Here is a 23146-nt window from a genome sequence, read left to right as displayed (position 1 = left end):
GTGGGCCAATAAAAGTGACGTATATTTAGGAGTTAGCGCCTATAAAGTGCCTTTCAAATTTTTGACTCTATGCTTCGTCTAGCTTTCTTTGTATGTTTATTTATTCTAATTGGTGTTGTTGGCTTCAGCCAGGGTTCAGCAGATACATTACAGATTTTAACCGCCGAGCAATACAGGCAGGATTTTGTATGCCTACGACAAGCTTTTGAGCGAACCTATCCCTCCCTTAATCGTTTCACAGATAAAGCCTCAGTAGAAAAAATGTTTGATAGCTGTAATGCTACCATTAATCAGCAGACCAACCGAACAAGCTTTTATTCCACTATAAAATACGTTTTAAGCGCTTTGGGAGATGGGCATTTATCCAGCAAAGCACCTCCAAGCTTGAGAAATGTATTTGAAGCACAAACCTATTTTCCCTTGTCCTTGATATTTCTTCACCAGGGTGCTTATAATTTCTGCGACCACCCACTAATACCTAAAGGAGCTCAAATAATCTCAATCAACGGGGTGGCTATACAACTAATTAGAGAAAGGCTTTATCCATATCTGGTTTCCGATGGTGCGGTTAAAACGTCCAAAAATTGGATGTTAAACAGTACCTTCTGGTTTTATTACTATTTGGTATTCGGAGAGCAGCAAGCCTTTGCAGTCTGCTTTAAATTACCCGGCGGCAGCTTCCAAACTGCATCCCTAAACGCAGAACAAAGAAAAAACTTCCTTTGTTCGCCCTATGAGTTTTTGCAAACCGCAAACTTGCTAGATTTGTCTTACCCTGAAAAGAACGTGGCTGTACTAACTATCAAGACCTTCAGCCGACAAGTATTAACGAACGCAAGTAAAGACTTTGATGCATTTCTAGATTCTTCTTTTCGTACGATAAAGCAAAAAGGCATTAACCGCCTAATCATTGATTTAAGAGGTAATGGTGGCGGAGCGGACGTATATGGAGCTCATTTGTACTCCTTTCTAACCAGTAAACCGTTTAGGTATTACCAGGAACTGGAAACAAAAGGAAAAAAGCTAACCAGTGCAGATCACCCGAACCTAGCCCTGCTAAAGCCGACTGATACCCACTACAACGGAGAAGTATTGTTTTTGATCAATGGACTTACTTTTTCTTCTGCCGCTGAATTTTGTTCCATTGCGAAAAGTAATAATCGAGGAAAGTTTATTGGCGAAGAAACGGGCGGAGGTTATTATGGAAATACATCAGGAGGTTTTATCGATATAGTCCTTCCGAACACCAGTATAACCGTTTCCATTCCTACTACTAAATATGTTATGGCCGTTAGAAAAATAAAAGAAAAGAACAGGGGTATTATTCCTGACTATGTAGTTGTTCCTACAATAAACAATATTTTAGAAAATAAGGACGTGCAGATGGAGCATGCTATTCGGCTAACAGCCGCCAAGGCAGACTTCGTCAAATAGCAGCTAAGCAACTAAGGTTTTTTCACCCAGCGTAAATTTTTAAGAGGCTTTCGAATTCTTTTTTAACAGTTGGACAATATTACCGGATTCGAACCCAAAAACAGTTCATTCTAAAGACATAAAACATCTTAAAAAGATCAATCCGATTCCTTAAAACTCAAAAACCCGCTACCAGAGCGGGTTTTACAATTTCGTGGACTGCACTGGACTCGAACCAGTGACCCCTACTCTGTCAAAGTAATGCTCTAAACCAACTGAGCTAGCAGTCCGTATAAAGCCGAAGATAAAAAAGCCGGCCGCTTTACCCAAATTTATTACCGCCGGAGGCCTTTAACATTAAAAATATATTCATCGGTTCATGCCGGTTTGTAATTCGTTATCTTTAGGAAAGCACTTCACCATTCAAACTCCTTTATGAACCAGGAAATAATTAACCTTTTCGACGAGTATACCCACGCGCCGCTTTCACGGGAAGAATTCCTTCGCCGGCTTACTAAAGTAACAGGCAGCCTGGCTGCGGCCCTGGCCGTATTACCCATGCTGGAAGTAAATTATGCCCGGGCACAAACAGTGCCTGCGCAGGATGATCGCATTACTACGGAACACATTACTTATCCTGGTGATGATTGTACCATGAAAGGCTATCTGGCCAAACCAAAACAAAAAGGGAAATATGGTACGGTGGTAGTTATTCACGAAAACCGGGGTTTAAACCCCCATATTGAAGATGTAACCCGTCGGGTAGCCATTGCCGGTTTTCTGGCTATTGCGCCCGATGCGCTATCGCCCCTGGGCGGCACGCCAACCAATGAAGATGAGGCCCGCAATATGTTCGGTAAGCTTGATATGCAGAAGAACCTGAACAATTTTATGAAGGCTTTCGACTATGCCAAATCGCTGGACGATGCCAATGGTAAAACAGGTTGTGTTGGTTTTTGCTGGGGCGGCGCCATGGCCAATCAGTTAGCTGTTAATGTGCCCGATCTGAAAGCGGCGGTTGCTTTTTATGGGCGTCAACCCGAGGCAGCCGATGTACCTAAAATAAAAGCTGCCCTGCAATTACATTACGGCGCCCTCGACGAACGTATCAATGCCGGTATCCCGGCATTTGAAGAAGCATTGAAGAAAGCAGGTACTAAATATGAGTTGTATGTGTATGAAGGCGCCAATCATGCATTCCATAATGATACGGCCCCTACGCGGTATAATGCTACAGCTGCAAAACTGGCCTGGGAGCGTACGGTGAAGTTGTTTAACGATACTATTAAATAGAAACAAGCATTATGAACATAGCCAGATGATGTACGAAGTAGGAAGTATGAAGATCCTGATTTTTTGTATTTCCTACTTCATACTTCTTACTTCCTGCTTCTTTTTATTTATACCCCAGTCTTTCTTCTTTCAATTTCTTTCTTAATCAATCCTAACTCTCTTCCCGTTTGCCCGGATACGGATGAGTTCTCCTGCGCCCGGCGCATAAGGTAAGGGATCACATCTCCAATGGGGCCAAATGGCAAATACTTGCTTACTCTAAAACCATTCTTGGCGAGGTTAAAAGTAATATTATCGCTCATACCATACAGTTGCGAAAAATGTACGTGCGGATGATTATGTGGTAATCCTTTTTTATCGAGCAGTTCGGTTGTATATAAATTGCTGTATTCGTTATGCGATGCAACGATCAACGCAATATGATTTAGATAATCTATGCAAAACTCCAACGCTGCATTGTAGTCGCGGTCGGTAGCTGTTTTATTGGGCTGAATGGGCGATGGGTAATTATTGCTGGCAGCGCGTTTGCGTTCCTTCTCCATATAAGCCCCGCGTACCAGTTTGGCTCCCAGTACAAACCCTTTTTGTTGGGCTGAAGCAAAGCTGTCTTTTAAGAACTGTAAACGGTCGTGGCGATACAGTTGAATGGTATTATAGATCACTGTTCTTTTGCGGTTGAACCGTTCCATCATTTGCATGGTAAGCGCATCCACGGGGTCCTGGATCCAGCTTTCTTCTGCATCTATCAAAACACCTATATTTTTGGCTTCAGCAGCTTCACATATGCGAATAATACGATCAACCACCCGTTGCCATTCGGCTTTTTCGGCAGTGGTGAGTACTTCCTCATGAACCCTTCCTTCAAACCCACTCTTGTTTGTGGCCGCAGCATCTAATTTTTCAAGTAGGGCAAACCGGGCCAAACCGGTCACCTTTACACTCATAAAAGGAATATTGGGTTGTGTGGCCGCATAATTGATCACCTTAATGAACTCTTCCGTAGCGTGGTCAAAGTTCTCTTCCCCCTCCTTTCCTTCTACCCCATAATCGAGTATCACCTGCACATTAAACTGCTTTAATTTAGCAGCCACCTTTGCCGTTTCCTCCAGCGTTTCTCCACCAACAAATTGTTCAAATATGGTATTGCGGATGATGTTCTTTATAGGCAACCCTACCTTAATGGCCCAGGGGGTAAGCCGTGTACCTAATTGAACCAGAGCCTGGTATCCCATGCTTGAGAAAAGGAAATGGGCCTTTTTTAACTCTTTATCCGATTTGTAAGCAAATGCATTTTCAGTATTATCAAAAGATACAGCAACGACGGTTTTTGACATAGAACTAACGAATGTTAGGCGCGAAGTTAATTCGAAAACTTTTAAATTCTAAGTTTGCAACACGGTTTTTGCAATCGTTCCCGGTTTCGGGTTTCCGCATAACCGGTCTGGCACAGGAACTTAGTCAGCAATTAGTCGTGAGGATGCATGGGCTTTCATCCGCCAGCTGGCGGACCGTTTCACGTCTCACGCATTGCGTCTTTTTGCTGAGTTTTCACTATCCTAAACCTTGTAAATTGTGGCCCTTATGACGATCCTACATACCGATATTTATAAGTTTAGCATACCCATGCACCCCTTTACCATTGCCACCGGTACCATGCACTATGCGCAAAACACGTTTATCAGGGTGCACACCGATGCAGGCATTTATGGCGTGGGCGAATGCAGTGCTTTTCCAATGATCGCTGGTGAAACCCAGGCCACCTGTTTTGAAATGGCGAAGGATTTTGCCGCCCTTTGGAAAAACAAAAATGCAGCGGCTATTGAAGAACGGTTGCAGGAACTACATAGTTACACGGCCTTCAATGCAACCATTAAAAGCGCCTTCGATATGGCGCTGTACGACCTGGCAGCCAAAGCCGCCGGCAAACCATTGTATAGTTATTTGGGTGGAAGCAAAAAAGAATTGGAGACCGACCTCACCATAGGTATAGACACACCTGATAATATGGCCACTAAAGCCATCGATTTTGTAAAACGGGGCGTACGAATTATCAAAATAAAGCTGGGTAAAAATGCCAAAGAAGATGTAGAACGGGTGCAAAAGATACGGGAAGCCGTTGGTCCTGCAATAGGGCTTCGTATAGACGCCAACCAGGGTTGGAATTATGATGATGCGGTATTTGCCCTCAAGGCCATGGGACCTTATAATATCCAGTTCTGTGAGCAACCGATGCGGTATTGGGACGATGATAAACTTCCCACGCTGGTAAAACAATCGCCCATCAGGATCATGGCCGATGAAAGCGTTTTTGACCACCACGATGCCAAACGTATTATTGCAGCCGGCGCCTGCGACTATGTGAATATCAAGTTCGCCAAATCGGGGGGTATTTGGGAAGCCCGCAAAATACATGAGGTGTGTGAAGAAAATAACATTCCCTGTATGATGGGCGGTATGCTCGAAAGCCGGGTAGCTCTTACCGCTTTTGCGCATTTTGCGCTGTCGCACAACAATGTCGCTTTTTATGATATGGATACCTGTATGCTGGGCCATAAAGCCGACCCGGTTACAGGGGGCGTACAATACAAAGGCTTTTTCCTGGAAGTGCCTGAAACCCCGGGTATAGGCGCCGATGCCGATGAAGCTTTTCTGCAAACACTTGAAAAGGTCACTATATAAACCCACCACACCATATCTTTGCGCAAAAAATAGCATGGACCAGTTTTCCAAGACGGCCAAAGAATCGGTAGTTACCATGACCGAGTTGGTATTACCCAACGATACCAATATGTTTGGCAATTTAATGGGTGGACGATTAATGTACTGGATGGATATTGCAGCTGCCCTCGCAGCTATGAAACATTGCAGCACACCGGTTGTAACAGCATCGGTTGACAATATTTCTTTCGAGAACCCTATTAAACTGGGCAATGCCGTTCATATTCAGGCCAGGGTTTCCCGCGCCTTTAATACTTCCATGGAAATACATATGAGTGTTTGGGGCGAAGATGCCCTTCACCAGTATAAATACAAAAGCAACGAAGCCTATTTTACCTTTGTTTCGCTTGACCCCAATGGAAAACCACGCAAAATTCCAGCACTGATCCCCGAAACGGATGAAGAAAAGAAATTGTTTGATGGTGCTTTGCGCAGAAGACAGTTGCGTTTGATACTTGGCGGTAAAATGCAACCCGATGATGCTACTGAATTAAAAGCATTGTTTACGAAATAACTCTAATAAAAAAATCCCTCTTGCTCAGCCGGAGGGATTTTTTTATTAGCACATTAGCAAATTATCACATTAGCTAATTGGTTTACTCCAGTGATGCGCGCCCTTCATCATAAACGGTTTGCTTTGCTCAATAGCATCCATCACCTGCGCTAAGATCACTTCGGGTGGCGCATCATAATCTATTTGCAGCGGTTCTTTAAATGTAACAGAAAGTAATGTTCCCTTCTTTTTAAACTTCAATCCTTTTTTGTTAAAGGCACGCCAAAATCCACTGATCACAACCGGTACTACAATAGGCTTACACAATTTTATAATATGCGCCGTGCCCTTTCGTCCGGGTGCAAAAGGTGTTGTTGTTCCCTGCGGAAATGTGATGACCCAGTTATTATCCAATGCCCGTGTTATTTTGCGGGTGTCGGAAGGATCGAGCCCCTTACGTACTTCGGTACCCGCCGAACGCCAGGTACGTTTTACAGTGAGCGCACCTCCTAACGTAAACAAACGGCTGATAAAACTGCCGCGCATTGTTTCTTCGGCAGCCACATAATAAACTTTAGTAAAGGGATTTAATAAGTAATAAGGAACACCAAGTTTGTTCTTCTTTCTCCATTTCACTGCACAGAAAATATGCAGAAAGGTGATCACATCGGCAAAGTAAGTTTGATGATTACTGACAAAAAGCACATTCTTCCCGGGCAGTTTGGCAATATGCTCAGTGCCCCTTATACGTAATTTGTTAATGATAACCAGTCCGGGCCAGGTTACTATACCTATTAGTGCATATAGTATCTTTCGAACCAGTTTAATATGTCGTAACCTTTCACTGAACTCGCTCATGCTAGCTTATTTTTACCATCCAATTTGTACCGAAATTAAGGAAATGTTAATAAACCGGTTATCATTATTGCAAACGGTTTCCTGTTTATGTAATTTATGGGTTCCCGAAATCTTATCAGTATTAAATAAATGATCATGAAAAAAATTATTACTACCGCCATCCTTGCTTTCTTTATTTCAGGTTTATTTGCCCAGGCGCCAAACCCGTACCCCAAAACCATAAACGTTAACGGCAGTGCCGATATGGAGATCACTCCCGATGAAATATATGTGGTTGTTACATTAAAAGAATATGAAAAAAAGGGTACTGGTAAAATAGGTATTGAAAAAATTAAAACCGATTTTTTAAATTCCTGCAGCAATGTAGGCTTGCACGATTCGGTTATTACCATTGCTTCATACGAAGGTAATCTGTTAAAGAAAAAGAGATCAAAGGAAGAATTATATGCCACCATTTCCTACCAGATAAAATTCAATAACAGTAAAAAAATGGATGAACTGGTAAACAAACTCGATGATGAAGCTACGCAAGGCTTCGATGTGGTACGTGTTAGCCACAGTAAAATACAGGAATACCGTAAACAGGTAAGAATACTGGCCATAAAAGCCGCTAAAGAAAAAGCAGGTTATCTTACTGAAGCTGTAGGTGAAAGCCTGGGTACAGCAGTTACTATTTCTGAAAACAATACGGGCATTATACAGCCATATTATAACATTAGCCAAACTTCCAATAGAATGGAAATGGCGGGTAACAATGGTTTCTTTAGCTCAGATGGAGGCATTGATTTCAAAAAGATCAAAGTTTATATGGAAGTAAATGTTGTATTTGCTATAAAATAACCAGCCATAAACCTTATCCTTTTTCCCTTTTAGCGTATCATCTTATCTTTGCCCCCATGAAATTTTCTGCGGTAATTTTTGATATGGATGGTCTGCTTATAGATTCTGAACCTTTATGGCAGCAGGCAGGCGCCGAAACGTTACAAGAGTATGGTGTTACGCTCACCGACGAGCAATATATTCTTACTACAGGCCTTCGCACACCTGAATGGGTCGATTACTGGTTTACCCATTTTGCCATTAGTAAGGAAAGGGCAAAAGAAGCTGCCCGGCAAATTGAACAGGCTGCTTTAAACAAAATAAAAGAACATGGTGAAGCCATGGAAGGCGTGCAATACATCATGGACTTTTTTAAAGCCAATAATTTCCTTATAGGCCTCGCCTCTTCTTCGCCTATGCGGTTAATTGAAGCGGTTGTTGAAAAGCTCAATATTCAGCCATACCTGAATGCCATCACTTCTGCCGAGCATTTGCCACATGGCAAACCGCATCCACAGGTATTTTTGAATTGTGCCGAACTATTACAGGTTAAGCCAACTACCTGTATTTGTTTTGAAGATTCTTTTAATGGAATGATAGCCGCCAAGGCAGCACGCATGAAATGTGTTGTTATTCCTGCGCCACACGTTCATCACGAAGGAAGATGGGATGCGGCTGATCGTAAGTTGACAAGCTTGTTAGGATTTAATAAGACAGTTTTAGAAACGTTGTAACCTAATTGGATTAAAGAATACGAAGTAAGAAGTAAGAAGTATGAAGAGCTTGAAACGGCAGGCGGTTAAACCTTATCGGTAACTTCGAATATCGGGTACTTCTTACCTCCTACTTCTTACCTCCTACTTCTTACCTCCTACCTCATAAAATTCAAACGGGACATTCCGATGGCACCCGGAACATCCCGTTGAGTGTAAACTACCCAATGAACCTGTTATTAAGTTGAGTACATGACTGGTTAGTACAATACTACTGTAACTGGCATCGATGTACGTAATATTTTAATCGGTTATAGTAATGGTTATCATTTCAGAGCAGCCAGGTTACCGGGTGCTGCAATGAAGAGCATAAAAGAACAGGAATATGCATATGAATACGATTGAAGTAAATTGCTTCTTCATACGGCACGAATTTGAATTACCAAACAACCTTGTTCTTAATGAAGGATAACGGTGAAATACCACAGATCAATTACACTGGAATGTAGAGCGTTGCTAATGTTGCAGATAGGATTAGGATTGTGTGCCTGTGTTGCTGACATAAATATATAACGCAGTTTTTTCTCATGCAAGCTTACATGCAAATAAATTCTTAAGTAATAACCTCAATCAATATACCGGTAAAGGGCAGAGCTCCCCGCTTTGATTTCCAACGACATAAGTACACATAAAAAAAAGTCCCCCGATTATCTCGGGGGACCTATATTATTTCAGCAGTAAAAGATTACTCTTTTGTTTCTGAAGAACCACCTTGTTGTTCTTCCTGCTTCAATTTTTCTTTGATCTCAGCCAGTGCACCCAGGTCACCTAAAGTAGCTTTTTCTACTTTACCCTGAATGTTCTTAACTGCTTTCTTGGTTTTATCAGCTTCAGCGCGTGCTTCTTTTTGAGCAGCTTGTTTCTCTTCCTGTTTAGATTGCTCCCACAGGCGAGTATGCGATACTACGATGCGTTTTTCATTGCGATCGAATTCGATAACCATGAATTGCAGCGTTTCATCGGCGCCGATGCTTTTGCCATCTTCACGCATGAGGTGACGGTTAGGCGCGAATCCTTCCAGACCGTAAGGTAACTGAACGATACCACCTTTGTCGTCTCTGCGGATAACTGTTCCCTCGTGTACAGAACCAACAGCGAATGTGCCCTGTAATGCATTCCAGGGATCTTCTTCGAGTTGTTTGTGTCCGAGTTGCAGTTTGCGATTGTCTTTATCGATTCCGAGGATAACCACGTCGATGTTCTCACCAACTTTAGTGTACTCAGAAGGATGGTTGAAGCGTTTCAACCAGCTCAGATCGCTGATGTGGATCATACCACCAATACCAGGAGCCAGTTCAACAAACACACCGTAAGGAGTGATGTTTTTCACCAGGCCGGTATGACGGCTGCTCTCTGGGAATTTGGTTTCGATAGTGCTCCATGGATCTTCGCTCATTTGCTTGATGGACAAGCTCATTTTGCGGCTATCTTTATCGAGCGTAACGATCTTAGCTTCGTACTCATCACCCAGTTTGAAGAATTCTTTCGCATTGATTGGTGTGTTAGCCCAGGTAATTTCACTTACGTGTACCAGACCTTCAACACCTGGCATGATCTCCAGGAATGCGCCATAATCTTCGATATTCACCACTTTACCTTTCACTACAGAACCTTCGTGAATGTTCTCTGGCAGAATATCCCATGGATGAGGAGTCAGTTGTTTCAGACCAAGGCTGATGCGTTTTTTCTCATCATCGAAGTCTAATACAACCACTTTCAATTTCTGATCGAGTTTCAGCACCTCACCAGGATGGCTGATACGGCCCCAGCTGATGTCTGTGATATACAACAGACCGTCTAAGCCGCCCAGATCCATGAAGGCACCGAAGTCGGTGATATTTTTGATAGTTCCTTCCAATACCTGACCTCTTTCGAGTTTGCTCATGATCTCTGCACGTTGTGCTTCGATATCGCTTTCGATCAGCGCTTTGTGAGAAACTACGGCGTTCTTAATAGCTTCGTTGATCTTCACTACTTTGAACTCCATTGTTTTTCCTACAAACTGATCGTAATCAGTTACAGGTTTAACGTCGATCTGTGAACCTGGTAAGAAGGTTTCCATACCAAATACATCCACAATCAAACCGCCTTTGGTTTTTGAAGTAACAGTACCGGTAATAACTTCACCAGTTTTATGAACTTCAACAATTCTTTCCCAGGCACGGGTAATGCGGGCTTGTTTACGGCTAAGGTTAAGATGACCTTCCCGGTCTTCTTTCTCAACAACCATAACTTCCACTTCATCACCAGTTCTCAGGTTTGGCAGATCACGGAATTCGTTTAACGAAACCAGACCATCGCTCTTAAAGCCAATGTTGATAACAACATCAGTTTTAGTAAGCGCCACTACTAAACCTTTAACTAATTCGCCGTCGGTAACAGCTTTGAAAGTACCTTCGTAAACAGCATCATACTTTTCCTTTTGTTCTTTGGAATAAGTAGCTACGTTACGTTTGTCAATGCTCCAGTCGAAATCGTCGTGGGCAGTGTTGTCCACTTCCGGAGCCGCAGGTGCTTTTGGTGTCGCTGTAGCTTCAGCACCCTGACCGGCTGCAGAAGACTCCTGTGCATCAGCGTTTAATTGTTTAATAAATAAATGAAACATGATAAAAAACCCGATGATTTTAATTCGGGCTGCAAAGATAAGCCAAAATGCCGGATCTGTAAGGTTTTAAACGTTTTTTTTAGTTTAGTAATCTATTGATTTGCACAGCCTTAACAAGTATTTTTGGAAGCAGGATGCAGCACTTTGCTCTTAAGGTTATATTTATATTCAGTGTTACTAGTATGATTCACATGCAAAAACGATTAGCCGAACCAACAGTATATATTGTACGAAAATCACCTACTGATTTTTTTGGAAACGTGTATAAATTAGATTGTTTTTAATGAATGAAAATTATTTTTTTGTGCAGTTATTTTGACCGGCGTTTTTTCTTTTTACATTTATCGAAATTTTTCAACTGACTATTTGTTATGATTACACCAGTTTTGATCACATTATTTGAGCGGGACCTGAATAAACTGACTGAAGAGATCTCCCAATATCCTGACGACAGCAGCCTGTGGGTGGTAAAGGAAGGCATCAAAAACAGCGGTGGCAACCTGTGTTTGCACCTGACTGGAAGCTTACAACATTTTATTGGCAATGTGTTAGGCGATTCAGGTTATATTAGAAACCGGGAAGGAGAATTTAATATAAAGAATATCGGCAAACATAAATTGCTGAACGAAATAGAGAACGCGAAAGTAGCCGTTAAAGATGCATTGGAGCAAACCAGCAAGAAAACACTGGAGAAAAATTATCCTTTGCCTATTAATGGTGAAACTGTAACAACTGAGTACCTGTTATTACATATGCTCACCCACCTGAGCTATCATACCGGGCAAATCAATTATCACAGAAGATTACTGGGCTTTCCTCAGGAACAGGCGGAAGCACCAAAACAATAAATTTTTCAACGAACCATCAATGCCTTCACAGGTTTGGTGGTTCGTTGCTTAAATGGCGGGTTTTACATCTGCTGCAATTGCTTTTGCTGCAATGAAGCCACTCGTCCAGGCGTTTTGAAAATTAAAGCCGCCGGTAATACCATCTATATCAAGTATTTCACCTGCGAAATATAAGTGTGGTACAATTTTGCTTTGCATTGTATTGGCATCTACCTCTGCCAGTTGAATACCACCCGCTGTTACAAACTCTTCCTTGAACGTTGTTTTACCCTGCACCTTAAACTCCTGTGCACAACAATTTGCAATAAGCTTGTTTTGCTCTTTAGCCGAAACATCGGCCCAGCGTTTTTCTTCCTGTATACCCGATTGTTCAACCAGGTATTGCCATAACCGTTGTGGTAAGTTGAAGGGATTGCGGTTCACTATTTTTTGTGCTGCCAGATCAAATCGTAATTGTTGAAACTGCTCCCGCAATGTATTCTCATTGTAATCAGGAAGCCAGTTTACTATAATTGCAAATTGGTAATTGCCTGTTGCCAATTGCCTGGCACCCCAGGCCGACAGACGTAATACAGCCGGGCCGCTCATACCCCAATGCGTGATCAGCAAAGGCCCTTTGGCCAATAAATTACTGCCTGTTATCTTAACCTGTGCATCAGGTACCGATACGCCCATTAGCTGTGTAATAGCGTTACCGGGCATATTGAAGGTGAACAGGGAGGGAACCGGTTCTGCAATAGTATGTCCCAACTGTTGCAGCCAACCGAACTGCGCTAATTTGGCAAAACCGCCACATGCTATAACAACGTAATCTGCAGTTAGCATCCGAAGGTCAGATAGCTCAAGTGTAAACGCTTCCTGCTCATATTTCAGACTCTTAACATCTGAATTCATTCTTATATCAACACCGTACTTATTCGCTTCGCGTAACAAACAATCAATAATTGTTTGTGATGTATTGGTAACAGGGAACATACGGCCATCTTCTTCGGTTTTCAGTTTTACGCCGCGTTCGCTATACCATTGTATGGTATCGGTAGTAAAGAATTGATGAAATGCTTTCTTAAGAAAATTGCCGCCACGCGGATAGTGGCGCACCATATCGGGAATGGAAAAACAAGAGTGGGTTACGTTACACCGGCCACCACCGGAAACTCTTACTTTTGAGAGCAGCTTGCTTGTTTTTTCGAGAAGGGTCACTTCAAGCGAAGGATGCAGCCGGGCGGCATTTACTGCACAAAAAAAACCGGCCGCCCCGCCTCCTATTACAACTAATCTTTTCTTATTACCACTCACTTATTGCTTAATCCTTGGTATGTAAATTGGGGTTCGTTCTTTCAACAGCTTCAATGATACTGTAATCGCTCAAAATATCGGCTTTGCCTTTACGCACACATACATCATGTTCAAAGTGAACAGAGGGTTTGTGGTCAACCGTGCGAACCGTCCAGCCATCTTCTTCGGTATATACTTCTTTCTTACCCATGTTGATCATAGGTTCAATAGCCAGCACCAATCCTTCGCGCAATACAGGGCCCGAACCGCGCTTGCCGTAATTAGGCACCTGCGGATCTTCGTGCATCGATCTTCCCAGGCCGTGCCCTACCAGTTCACGCACAACACCGTAACCATGCTTTTTTTCGGTATGCTCCTGAATGGCAAATGCAATGTCGCCAATGCGGTTACCAGCTACCGCTTTTTCAATGCCTTTGTATAACGATTCTTTAGTTATACGTATCAGTTTCATTACATCATCGCCGGGGTCGCCGATAGCGAACGTATAGGCATGATCGCCATAGTAACCGTTCTTTAAGGTGCCAATGTCAACAGAAATAATGTCACCTTCTTTCAGTTCGTTTTTATCGGGAAAACCATGCACCACCACATCGTTTACCGAAATGCAGGAGTTGTATGGATAGCCTTTATAGTTCAGAAAGGCAGGCTCTGCCTGGTGATCACGAATAAACTCGCCAATTATTTTGTCTAAAGAAAGCGTAGTGATACCTGGTTTTAATAACCCGGCCACATGGGCCAGTGTTTTACTAACCAGTAAAGCGCTTTCCCGCATCAATGCAATTTCAGCTTCGGTCTTATAATAGATCATTACATTAATTTATATTAAAACAAAACCTGACAACTATACAAACAGCTGTCAGGTTTGGTTTTGCTGAGAAATATTTTATAAAGTAGAAGCTGGGGTAACCTGTTGGCGTCCCTGAATTCTTCCACTCTTCATTAAGCCATCGTATTGGCGCATCAGCAGCTGCGTTTCTATCTGTTGAAGGGTATCGAGAATTACACCTACCATGATAAGCAGGGAAGTACCTCCAAAGAAAGAAGAGAATGATTGCTGAACACCCATTCTTTGTGCAAAACCTGGTAAAATACCAACCATTGCAAGCAGTACCGCACCCGGGAATGTGATCTTATCCATTACAGCACCAATATAATCGGCTGTAGGCTGACCAGGTTTTACGCCTGGGATAAATCCATTATTACGTTTAAGGTCGTCGGCAATTTGTTTGGGGTTGAATATTAACGCAGTGTACAGGAAGGTAAAACCAATTACCATTACTGCATAAATGATCATGTACCAGAAATTGCTATGATTACCAAACACGGCAGCCAGTCCTTTAGTTGAGTCGAAGTTGCTCAACAGGGTTGGTAAGAACATGATCGCCTGGGCAAAGATGATAGGCATTACACCTGCGCTGTTCACCTTTAAGGGGAGGAACTGGCGGGCGCCACCAAACTGGCGGTTACCTACAATTTGTTTAGCATACTGTACAGGCACTTTGCGTACACCCTGGATAAGGATGATAAGCCCCATGATGATGGCAACCAGGATAGCAATTTCGATCACGAAGATCAATAAACCGCCACCGCCTCTGTTTGAGCGGGCTGCCCACTCCTGCCACATTGATTGTGGAAGACGAGCCAGGATACCCACCATGATGATCACCGAGCTACCATTACCCAAACCTTTGTCGGTAATTTTTTCACCCAGCCACATTACGAATAATGTACCTGCAGTGAGGATAACGGTGGTAGACAACCAGAAGTAGGGTTTATAAGATTCAATCATGGCACCGGCGTTGGTAGAATTCAGGAATGCTACGTACGCGCTGGCTTGTAAAATAGTAACCAGTACTGTGAGGTAACGGGTGTATTGATTGATCTTTTTACGACCGCTGTCGCCTTCTTTCTGTAATTTCTGGAAAGGAGGATACAGGATGGTCATCAATTGAATAAAGATCGATGCAGAAATGTACGGCATGATACCTAATGCCAAAATAGAAGCCTGTGAAAAGGCTCCACCAGCAAAGGCGTCGATCAAACCAAGGATACCACCTGAGGATTTACCCTGAGTGATATTGGCAGGGTCAATACCCGGCAGAACAATGTGTGTGCCTAAACGGTAAACGGCTATCAGGGTAATGGTCACCAGAATTTTACTCCTCAGCTCCTCAATACTCCAGATATTTTTCAGTGTTTGGATGAACTTTTTCACGGATTTGCCAAGATTTTTAGATTTCCCTCAAAGAAAAAAAAGACGCATTTGTTCAATGCGTCTATGCAAGTTACACAAAATTACTTTACCAATTCTACTGAGCCGCCCGCAGCTTCAACTGCCTGCTTAGCTTTTTCGCTAATAGCATTCACTTTGATAGCAACCTTGCTTTTCAGTTCACCGTTACCTAATATTTTTATCTTATCTGTTTGGCCTACCAGTCCCCATTCTCTCAGTGTTTCATGAGAAAAATCGTTCAGTTCATATTTTTCTACCAGGTGATCGATTTGGCCCAGGTTAAATACTGTATATTCAACACGGAACGGATTTTTAAATCCACGTTTTGGTAAACGACGCTGAATGGGCATTTGACCACCTTCATGTGCGTTTTTACGTTGATAACCAGCACGGCTCTGGCTACCTTTGTTACCTTTGGTAGAGGTACCACCTTTACCAGAAGCTTCACCACGACCTAAACGTTTTTCCTTGTGTGTTGCGCCTTTTGCAGGCCTCAGTTCATGTAATTTCATCTTATTTTGATTTTTACTTACGGGGAATCGCCCCTCGCATGTTAATGTATAAATTCCTAATGTGTACTACAAGCTAATTAAAGCGGCCGCGAATATAATCATTTACTAACATCAAAAGCAATCAATCTTTTAGAATTGACTGCTTTTAATTAGAAAAATGGCCAATTAGCTCATTTATGATTAAGCCAGCTCTTCAACTTTCACCAGGTGGGTCACTTTGCGAACCATACCCAGGATCTGAGGAGTAGCTTCTACTTCTTTTGAAGCATTTGTCTTATTTAAACCCAGGGCCTGCAGGGTCAGTTTCTGACGCTCAGGACGGTCAATAGGACTTTTTACTAAAGTGATTTTAATCTTTTTCATAACCCCTGTCTCCGCCAACCGACGGATGAAGTTTATAAGTTGAGAATTATTTTTATAACAGAAACCTTACTCTCCGCCCACCGGCGAATTTGTGGTTAACCGTTAAATACTTTCTTCAGGTTCAGTTTACGTTGGCGGGCAACGGTAACTGGTTCACGCAACAAAGCAAGAACTTTGAAGGTTGCTTTTACCACGTTGTGTGGGTTGGCAGAACCCAGTGATTTTGCCAGAACGTCGGTGATACCGGCGGCTTCCAGCACTGCGCGCATACTGCCTCCGGCGATCACACCAGTACCATGAGCAGCAGGCTTAACCAATACTTTGGCAGCACCTTCTTTAGCCCATTGGTCGTGGGGAATTGTACCGTGCATGATAGGCACTTTAATCAGGTTCTTTTTGGCGTCTTCGATACCTTTGGTGATAGCTTCCTGTACTTCTTTAGCTTTACCCAGACCGTGTCCTACAACACCATTTCCGTTACCTACCACTACCAGGGCAGAAAAACTAAAAGCGCGACCACCTTTGGTTGTTTTTACCACGCGGTTAATAGCCACCACTTTCTCTTTCAGCTCGATATCGCCGGCTTTAACCCTGTTTAAATTAACTTTTGCCATTATTTCTATTTGAAATTATCGGAATTGTAAAATGTGAATTGTCTTAGAATTGAAGACCTCCTTCGCGAGCGCCTTCAGCAACAGCTTGCACACGGCCATGATACAGGTTGCCACCACGATCAAAAACGATAGCGCTGATATTCAGGTCTTTTGCTTTGCGGGCAATTGCCTGACCTACCAGTTTGCTTTTTTCAACTTTGGTTATTTTTTGCGCGCTGATATCTTTATCGCGTGAAGAGGCGGCAGCTAAGGTAAAACCTTGTTCGTCATCGATCAGCTGCGCATAGATATCACTATTGCTACGGAAAATGGCCAAACGGGGCTTTGCAGCTGTACCGGCAACCTTCTTACGAATGCGGTAGCGAATCTTTTGCCTTTGTTCTAATTTAGTATTCATTGCTTTTATTTTAAATCCTCCGATACTGCCGGAAGATAATGTTAATGTGATAATGTACTAATCTGCTAATGTGCCAGTGCATCTTTTTAATCAGCACATTAGCACATTAGCTAATTAGCCAATTTATTTACCAGCTGCTTTACCAGCTTTACGACGAATAACCTCGCCAACGTATTTAACACCTTTTCCTTTGTAAGGCTCAGGTTTACGTAAGCTACGTAATTTAGCGGCTACCTGTCCCAGTAATTGTTTGTCAATACCTTCCAGGGTAATCTTTGGGTTCTCCCCTTTTTGCTGGTCAGTAGAAACTTTCAATTCTTTAGGGATCTCGAACAGAATATTGTGAGAATAACCCAGCGACAGATCGAGCAGGTTACCCTGATTGCTTGCTTTATAACCTACCCCAACCAACTCAAGTTTCTTTGTATACCCTTCAGTAACACCTTTCACCATGTTGGCTACCAGCGCGCGGTACAAACCGTGCATAGCACGGTGACGGATCTGGTCGGTAGGACGGGTGAATACAACTTCACCGTTTTCTACTACGGCTTTAATATCCCGGTCAATAGCCTGTTTCAATTCACCTTTAGGACCTTTAACAGTAATAACGTTATCGGCGCTAACTGTGATGGTTACACCACTTGTAACAGTCACCGGTTTTTTACCTATACGAGACATAACTAATAAAATTTATAGTTGTTATATGTTGTTTGCGTTCGCCGAACCGGTCAGCCCCTATAGGTGTGGGCTTAATGTATCCGGAGAACAACGCTGAAAGCCGGTAAGCTTTCAGCGTTATATTGTTTTCTTAGTAGATGTAGCAAAGAACTTCGCCGCCAACGTTTTGGCTTTTGGCTTGTTTGTCGGTCATTACACCTTGTGATGTGCTCACAATTGCAATACCTAAACCATTTTTCACTCTTTTGAACTCTGCAGGGCTGGCATACTGACGTAAACCAGGACGGCTGATTCTTTCCAGAGATTTGATAGCAGGCTCTTTACTTTGAGCATCATATTTCAGGGCTATTTTAATAACACCCTGTTTGTTATCATCCTCAAATTTGTATTTAAGAATGTATCCCTGATCGTACAATATTTCAGTAATACGTTTTTTCAGATTAGAAGCCGGGATCTCAACAATCCTGTGTCCAGCCATCTGCGCATTACGAATTCTAGTCAGGAAATCTGCTATTGGATCAGTTACCATGTTTATTCTAAATTAAAACAGTTTTATAATTTTATTCAAGAGTAGTCCCTGTTACCAGGCTTTCTCTTCTAGTTTGAGAGGCTTGCACTTTGTGCCTTGCCTTTACCAGGATGCTTTTTTAACACCTGGGATTTTGCCATTCAACGCCATTTCACGGAACGTAACACGGCTTAAGCCGAAGTAACGGATATATCCTTTCGGACGACCTGTTAACTGGCAACGGTTTTTCAGACGAACTTTCGAAGAATTCTTCGGCATTTCATCTAAAGCTTTCCAATCGCCGGCAGCTTTCAGTTCAGCACGTTTTTCAGCATGCTGTGCTACCATACGTTCTCTTTTTCTTTGTCTGGCTTTAACTGACTCTTTAGCCATAATTTATTTTACGTTTTGAGATTTCTGAATGTATAAATTCTTAGTCTTTCTTTGCTCCTTTGAAAGGCATACCCAGTTCTTTCAACAGCTCGTAAGCTTCTTCGTTGGTTTGGGCAGTAGTTACAAACGTAATGTCCATACCAGTGATCTTGCTTACTTTATCGATATCGATCTCAGGGAAGATGATCTGCTCTGTAACACCCAGTGTGTAGTTACCACGACCATCGAAAGCTTTATCATTGATCCCTTTGAAGTCACGTACGCGAGGTAAAGAAGTAGAGATCAGCCTGTCGAGGAACTCGTACATTTTGGTACCACGTAAAGTAACGCGGGCGCCGATCGGCATGTTCTTACGCAACTTGAAGTTAGAAATGTCTTTTTTAGACATTGTAGGGATAGCCTTTTGACCAGAGATCATTGTCAGCTCATCAATAGCTATATCTACCAGCTTCTTGTCAGAAACAGCTCCGTTAACACCACGATTGATGCAGATCTTTTCCAAACGGGGAACCTGCATTACGGTGCCGTAGCTGAATTTTTTCATTAAAGCAGATACAACTTCTTTTTTGTATTTGTCTGCCAGCCTGGGGCTATATTTTGTTGTACTCATTTTATTAAGCTTAGCGTGTTATGTTTAATGCATGGTGCAAACAGCATAACACCTTTTAGAAAATCGATAGTTTCTATATTAAAACTTAAGGCCAACTGCTTTCGCGTTCAGCCTTTAGTATTTATTTTATTGCTTCGCCAGATTTCTTAGAAACACGCACCAGCTTACCCTCTTCGCGGGTACGCTTTACTTTCACGCCTGCTCCGGCTTTAGCGTCCCATAACATCACATTAGAGATGTGAATAGGCGCTTCTTTCTTTACGATACCACCACGGGTATTACGAGCCGATGGTTTGGTATGTTTGGTAACGATATTCACGCCTTCAACCAGTACACGTGATTTCTCAGGAAATACTTCCAAAACCACGCGAGGTTTTTTAGCGTCTTTATCATCACCGGCAATAACAACTACGTTATCGCCTTTTTTAATATTAAACTTAGGTTTGAATCTGTTGCTCATTTTATTCTAGCTTTTAGCTAAAAGCTGCAAGCTGCAAGCTTAAAGCCGTTTTCAATTATATTTCATGCAAGCAACAAGCATCATGCTTATAGCTTGCAGCTTGTTTATAAAACTTCCGGAGCCAAAGAAATAATCTTCATGTAACCTTTATCACGCAGCTCACGTGCAACGGGCCCGAAGATACGGGTGCCACGAGGCTCGTCAGACTGATTCAACAGCACTACGGCGTTGTCATCAAACCGGATATAAGATCCGTCTTTACGACGTAATTTGTTCTTTGTACGAACAATTACCGCTTTGGTAACAGTACCTTTTTTAATACCACCAGCAGGAATAGCATCCTTTACGGTTACTACAATTTTATCGCCGATCTTGGCGTAATCCTGGCCGCTGTTTCCCAGTACACGGATACACAGTACTTCCTTGGCGCCACTGTTATCAGCTACATTTAATCTGGATTCTTGCTGAATCATTTTATTAGCTTTTTAGCTCTCAGCCTTTAGTCCCGATGCTATCGGAACCAATAGCGAATGATTAAAAATTTATTTGAAATCGTCGTTAGCAAACAGGCTTTAAGCCTGCTGCTAACAGCTCTATATTACTTCGCTTTCTCTACAACCTCTACCAGTCTCCATCTCTTAGTCTTGCTCAGGGGACGGGTTTCCATAATGCGAACAACATCGCCTATGGTACACTCATTCTTTTCATCATGAGCGTGGAATTTGGTAGTCTTCTTTACGAACTTACCATAGATAGGGTGTTTTACTTTTCTTTCTACCGCAACAGTTATGGTTTTTTCCATTTTGTTGCTGGTTACCACCCCGGTTCTTGTTTTGCGCAAATTTCTGTCTAACATCTATTGTTATTTGAAAAGTTGAAAATGGGTAAATGTGAGTGCATTTTCACATTTAGCAGAATTAAGCCAGTTCTCTTGTTCTGAGTTCAGTCTTTAAACGGGCTACATCTCTGCGCAGGTCACGAATGCTCATCGGATTTTCCAATGGAGAGATTGCGTGTGCAAACTCCAGCTTTTTAAGGCGAAGTTCATCTTCCTGGATCCGGGCTTTCAGGTCTGCCTCACTCATCTCCTTCAGGCCTTTATTGAAATCTATTTTCTTTGCCATATTAATTCAATTTGATAATTCGATAATTAGCTAATGTGATAATTAAAAACCGATCAGCGTATTAGCACATTGGCTAATTATCACCTTATGTTTATGCACTATAGTCGCGTCTTACAACGAACTTAGTTTTGATTGGCAGTTTTTGTGCTGCCAGCAGCATCGCTTCTTTTGCTACTGCTTCTGTAACACCGTCGCATTCGAAAATGATGCGGCCTGGCTCAACTACAGCAGCCCAGAATTCGGGGTTACCTTTACCTTTACCCATACGTACCTCAAGTGGCTTACGGGTAATTGGTTTATCAGGAAATATGCGGATCCAAACATTACCTTCACGCTTCATAGCGCGGGTCATTGCCTGGCGGGCAGCTTCGATCTGACGGTTTGTTAACCAGATAGCTTCCTGAGACTTCAATCCGAAAGAACCAAAAGCGATAGTAGTACCGCGTTTTGCTACTTCGCGGATGCGGCCTTTCTGCGCTTTCCGGTGTTTCGTCCTTTTTGGCTGTAACATTTATCTAAAATTTGAAAATTTGAAAATTGATTAATTAGCTCATCTGCGTATTAGCACTGTAACTAATTAGTCTTGTTGTCTGTTTCTGTCGCCACCTCTGCGGTCGCCACCACCTCTGCGGTCACCACCACCTCTTCTGTCGCCACCGCCACGGTGTCCACCATGTCCGCGATCGCCACCACCTTCACCTTCTCTTCTGTCTCTTCTGTCGTTCACATCGCTCTTACCACCAACGAGGTTCGGATTCAGATCTCTTTTACCAAGTACTTCACCTTTACAGATCCATACTTTGATACCGATCTTACCGTAAACAGTCAACGCAAATACGTTAGCATAGTCGATATCCATACGCAGGGTATGCAATGGTGTACGACCTTGTTTGATCTCTTCGGTACGGGCAATTTCAGCACCACCCAAACGTCCGCTGATCTTTATTTTGATACCTTCAGCACCCATGCGCAGTGCAGAAGCGATAGCCATTTTAATGGCGCGTTTGTAGTTGATACGGTTTTCGATCTGACGGGCAATGGTATCCCCTACGATCATGGCATCCAGCTCAGGACGACGGATTTCAAGAATGTTGATCTGCACATCTTCTTTACCTGTCAGTTTCTTCAACTCTTCTTTAATGCGATCAACCTCACCACCGCCTTTACCTATGATAATACCAGGTTTAGAAGTATGAATGGTAACGATCAGTTTATTCAGCGTACGCTCAATAACGATTTTAGAGATACCACCTTTGTTGATACGGGCGTTCAGATAAGTTCTGATCTTGTTATCCTCGATTAACTTGGTAGAATAATCTTTTTTGTTACCATACCAGTTAGATTCCCAACCGCGGATAATCCCTAACCTGGCACCAATAGGATTGCATTTCTGACCCATTTATTATAATTTGAATTTGCTTAAATTATTTAACGTCAACGATTATAGTAACGTGGTTACTGCGCTTGCGAAGGCGGTAAGCACGGCCTTGCGGAGCAGGTAACATTCTTTTCAAAGTACGTGCGCCGTCAACAAAGATCGTTTTAACGATCAGGCTTGCATCAGCAGCGCTTTGTCCTTCGTTCTTTTGCTCCCAGTTACTAATGGCGCTCTTTAATAATTTGTACAGTGGAGTGGCAGAGTGTTGAGGATGAAATTCCAACAACGCTAACGCTTTTTCCACTTCAACACCACGTATTTCATCAGCCAGCAAACGCATTCTGCGGGGTGATGTGGGATAGTTTCTAAGTTTTGCTACAGCTTCCATTTTTATTATTTCTGATTTCTGACCCCCAATCCTTCAATCAGGGATATTGAAATTTTATTAACCAACTTTTTTACTAGAGTGTCCTTTGAACTGGCGTGTAGGAGCAAACTCACCAAGTTTATGACCAACCATGAATTCGGTTACATATACTGGTATGAATTTGTTACCGTTATGCACAGCAAATGTATGCCCTACAAAATCCGGAGTGATTGTTGAACGACGGCTCCAGGTTTTGATCACACCTTTCTTTGCTTTACCATCGTTGATGTTAAGAACCTTATTCTCCAGGTTAGCGGCTACATAAGGACCTTTTTTAATTGAACGAGCCATATCTAAGATTTGATAATTCGGTTTGTTTGAAAATTTGATCTA

Annotated in this window: 29 protein-coding genes and 1 tRNA gene; 7 read left to right on the top strand and 23 right to left on the bottom strand. The window is 42.5% G+C overall.

Annotated elements, in window-relative coordinates; genetic code table 11:
* Positions 1-69 precede the first annotated feature (69 nt).
* Positions 70-1434, top strand: coding sequence for a S41 family peptidase (locus tag GGD38_RS27175; protein WP_375303117.1), 1365 nt, complete (start codon positions 70-72; stop codon positions 1432-1434).
* Between the two features lie 194 nt (positions 1435-1628).
* Here GGD38_RS27175 and GGD38_RS27170 read toward each other — a convergent pair.
* A tRNA-Val gene (locus GGD38_RS27170) sits at positions 1629-1703 on the bottom strand.
* A gap of 145 nt (positions 1704-1848) precedes the next feature.
* Here GGD38_RS27170 and GGD38_RS27165 point away from each other — a divergent pair.
* Positions 1849-2706 carry a dienelactone hydrolase family protein gene (locus GGD38_RS27165; protein WP_375303118.1) on the top strand — a complete coding sequence of 286 codons (858 nt, stop codon included), beginning with the start codon at positions 1849-1851 and terminating at the stop codon, positions 2704-2706.
* Between the two features lie 107 nt (positions 2707-2813).
* Here the strand turns inward: GGD38_RS27165 and GGD38_RS27160 are convergent, their stop codons facing one another.
* On the bottom strand, positions 2814-4040 hold the full coding sequence (locus tag GGD38_RS27160; RefSeq protein ID WP_375303119.1) for a proline dehydrogenase family protein: 1227 nt from the start codon (positions 4038-4040) through the stop codon (positions 2814-2816).
* A gap of 247 nt (positions 4041-4287) precedes the next feature.
* Between GGD38_RS27160 and GGD38_RS27155 the strand changes: the two genes are divergently transcribed.
* Together GGD38_RS27155 and GGD38_RS27150 are read left to right on the top strand one after the other, a co-directional pair.
* On the top strand, positions 4288-5385 hold the full coding sequence (locus tag GGD38_RS27155; protein ID WP_375303120.1) for a mandelate racemase/muconate lactonizing enzyme family protein: 1098 nt from the start codon (positions 4288-4290) through the stop codon (positions 5383-5385).
* A 34-nt stretch (positions 5386-5419) separates the two neighbouring features.
* Positions 5420-5938, top strand: coding sequence for an acyl-CoA thioesterase (locus GGD38_RS27150; protein ID WP_375303121.1), 519 nt, complete (start codon positions 5420-5422; stop codon positions 5936-5938).
* A 69-nt stretch (positions 5939-6007) separates the two neighbouring features.
* Here the strand turns inward: GGD38_RS27150 and GGD38_RS27145 are convergent, their stop codons facing one another.
* Positions 6008-6775: a lysophospholipid acyltransferase family protein gene (locus GGD38_RS27145; protein ID WP_375303122.1), complete on the bottom strand. Its 768-nt coding sequence runs from the start codon at positions 6773-6775 to the stop codon at positions 6008-6010.
* A 135-nt stretch (positions 6776-6910) separates the two neighbouring features.
* Here GGD38_RS27145 and GGD38_RS27140 point away from each other — a divergent pair, with 135 nt between their 5' ends.
* Together GGD38_RS27140 and hxpB are read left to right on the top strand one after the other, a co-directional pair.
* Entirely contained in the window at positions 6911-7615 is a 705-nt protein-coding gene (locus tag GGD38_RS27140) for an SIMPL domain-containing protein (RefSeq protein ID WP_375303123.1), read from the top strand.
* Positions 7616-7671: 56 nt separating this feature from the next.
* Entirely contained in the window at positions 7672-8328 is a 657-nt protein-coding gene (hxpB, locus tag GGD38_RS27135) for a hexitol phosphatase HxpB (RefSeq protein WP_375303124.1), read from the top strand.
* A 724-nt stretch (positions 8329-9052) separates the two neighbouring features.
* Here hxpB and rpsA read toward each other — a convergent pair.
* The gene (gene rpsA, locus GGD38_RS27130; RefSeq protein WP_375303125.1) at positions 9053-10972 is read right to left on the bottom strand and encodes a 30S ribosomal protein S1; all 1920 of its coding nucleotides are present in this window, start codon (positions 10970-10972) and stop codon (positions 9053-9055) included.
* Between the two features lie 371 nt (positions 10973-11343).
* Between rpsA and GGD38_RS27125 the strand changes: the two genes are divergently transcribed.
* A complete protein-coding gene (locus GGD38_RS27125; RefSeq protein ID WP_375303126.1) occupies positions 11344-11820 on the top strand; it encodes a DinB family protein in 477 nt (158 codons plus the stop codon).
* Positions 11821-11868: 48 nt separating this feature from the next.
* Here the strand turns inward: GGD38_RS27125 and GGD38_RS27120 are convergent, their stop codons facing one another.
* From GGD38_RS27120 to rpsS, 19 genes are all read right to left on the bottom strand, one after another.
* Positions 11869-13116: an NAD(P)/FAD-dependent oxidoreductase gene (locus GGD38_RS27120; protein WP_375303127.1), complete on the bottom strand. Its 1248-nt coding sequence runs from the start codon at positions 13114-13116 to the stop codon at positions 11869-11871.
* A 7-nt stretch (positions 13117-13123) separates the two neighbouring features.
* On the bottom strand, positions 13124-13924 hold the full coding sequence (gene map, locus GGD38_RS27115; RefSeq protein WP_375303128.1) for a type I methionyl aminopeptidase: 801 nt from the start codon (positions 13922-13924) through the stop codon (positions 13124-13126).
* Between the two features lie 75 nt (positions 13925-13999).
* On the bottom strand, positions 14000-15331 hold the full coding sequence (gene secY / locus GGD38_RS27110) for a preprotein translocase subunit SecY (RefSeq protein WP_375303129.1): 1332 nt from the start codon (positions 15329-15331) through the stop codon (positions 14000-14002).
* A gap of 80 nt (positions 15332-15411) precedes the next feature.
* Positions 15412-15861, bottom strand: a complete 450-nt coding sequence (gene rplO, locus GGD38_RS27105; protein WP_375303130.1) for a 50S ribosomal protein L15 — start codon at positions 15859-15861, stop codon at positions 15412-15414.
* Between the two features lie 180 nt (positions 15862-16041).
* On the bottom strand, positions 16042-16224 hold the full coding sequence (gene rpmD, locus GGD38_RS27100) for a 50S ribosomal protein L30 (RefSeq protein WP_081146055.1): 183 nt from the start codon (positions 16222-16224) through the stop codon (positions 16042-16044).
* Between the two features lie 95 nt (positions 16225-16319).
* The gene (rpsE, locus tag GGD38_RS27095) at positions 16320-16838 is read right to left on the bottom strand and encodes a 30S ribosomal protein S5 (RefSeq protein WP_375303131.1); all 519 of its coding nucleotides are present in this window, start codon (positions 16836-16838) and stop codon (positions 16320-16322) included.
* A gap of 43 nt (positions 16839-16881) precedes the next feature.
* Complete coding sequence (gene rplR / locus GGD38_RS27090) at positions 16882-17235, bottom strand: 50S ribosomal protein L18 (protein WP_375303132.1); 354 nt, start codon at positions 17233-17235, stop codon at positions 16882-16884.
* Between the two features lie 123 nt (positions 17236-17358).
* The gene (rplF, locus tag GGD38_RS27085; protein WP_375303133.1) at positions 17359-17913 is read right to left on the bottom strand and encodes a 50S ribosomal protein L6; all 555 of its coding nucleotides are present in this window, start codon (positions 17911-17913) and stop codon (positions 17359-17361) included.
* Positions 17914-18043: 130 nt separating this feature from the next.
* On the bottom strand, positions 18044-18442 hold the full coding sequence (rpsH, locus tag GGD38_RS27080) for a 30S ribosomal protein S8 (RefSeq protein ID WP_375303134.1): 399 nt from the start codon (positions 18440-18442) through the stop codon (positions 18044-18046).
* Between the two features lie 102 nt (positions 18443-18544).
* Complete coding sequence (gene rpsN / locus GGD38_RS27075; protein WP_375303135.1) at positions 18545-18814, bottom strand: 30S ribosomal protein S14; 270 nt, start codon at positions 18812-18814, stop codon at positions 18545-18547.
* Between the two features lie 40 nt (positions 18815-18854).
* Positions 18855-19424 (bottom strand): 50S ribosomal protein L5, encoded by a 570-nt coding sequence (gene rplE / locus GGD38_RS27070; protein ID WP_375303136.1) that lies wholly within the window; start codon positions 19422-19424, stop codon positions 18855-18857.
* 121 nt (positions 19425-19545) lie between these two features.
* Positions 19546-19884, bottom strand: a complete 339-nt coding sequence (gene rplX, locus GGD38_RS27065; RefSeq protein WP_375303137.1) for a 50S ribosomal protein L24 — start codon at positions 19882-19884, stop codon at positions 19546-19548.
* Positions 19885-19988: 104 nt separating this feature from the next.
* Positions 19989-20357, bottom strand: coding sequence for a 50S ribosomal protein L14 (rplN, locus tag GGD38_RS27060; RefSeq protein WP_014220841.1), 369 nt, complete (start codon positions 20355-20357; stop codon positions 19989-19991).
* A 125-nt stretch (positions 20358-20482) separates the two neighbouring features.
* Positions 20483-20740 (bottom strand): 30S ribosomal protein S17, encoded by a 258-nt coding sequence (gene rpsQ / locus GGD38_RS27055; RefSeq protein WP_375303138.1) that lies wholly within the window; start codon positions 20738-20740, stop codon positions 20483-20485.
* 61 nt (positions 20741-20801) lie between these two features.
* Entirely contained in the window at positions 20802-21008 is a 207-nt protein-coding gene (gene rpmC, locus GGD38_RS27050; RefSeq protein WP_375303139.1) for a 50S ribosomal protein L29, read from the bottom strand.
* A 91-nt stretch (positions 21009-21099) separates the two neighbouring features.
* Positions 21100-21519: a 50S ribosomal protein L16 gene (gene rplP, locus GGD38_RS27045; RefSeq protein WP_132556758.1), complete on the bottom strand. Its 420-nt coding sequence runs from the start codon at positions 21517-21519 to the stop codon at positions 21100-21102.
* Between the two features lie 66 nt (positions 21520-21585).
* Positions 21586-22407: a 30S ribosomal protein S3 gene (gene rpsC, locus GGD38_RS27040; RefSeq protein ID WP_375303140.1), complete on the bottom strand. Its 822-nt coding sequence runs from the start codon at positions 22405-22407 to the stop codon at positions 21586-21588.
* A gap of 25 nt (positions 22408-22432) precedes the next feature.
* A complete protein-coding gene (gene rplV / locus GGD38_RS27035) occupies positions 22433-22774 on the bottom strand; it encodes a 50S ribosomal protein L22 (RefSeq protein WP_375303141.1) in 342 nt (113 codons plus the stop codon).
* Positions 22775-22831: 57 nt separating this feature from the next.
* Entirely contained in the window at positions 22832-23104 is a 273-nt protein-coding gene (rpsS, locus tag GGD38_RS27030) for a 30S ribosomal protein S19 (protein WP_132556752.1), read from the bottom strand.
* Positions 23105-23146: the final 42 nt, after the last annotated feature.

This window comes from Niastella sp. OAS944 (assembly GCA_024809215.1).
Lineage (GTDB): Bacteria > Bacteroidota > Bacteroidia > Chitinophagales > Chitinophagaceae > Niastella.
Note: the sequence above shows the minus strand (reverse complement) of the source record. Positions and strands in the feature narration are given on the sequence as shown.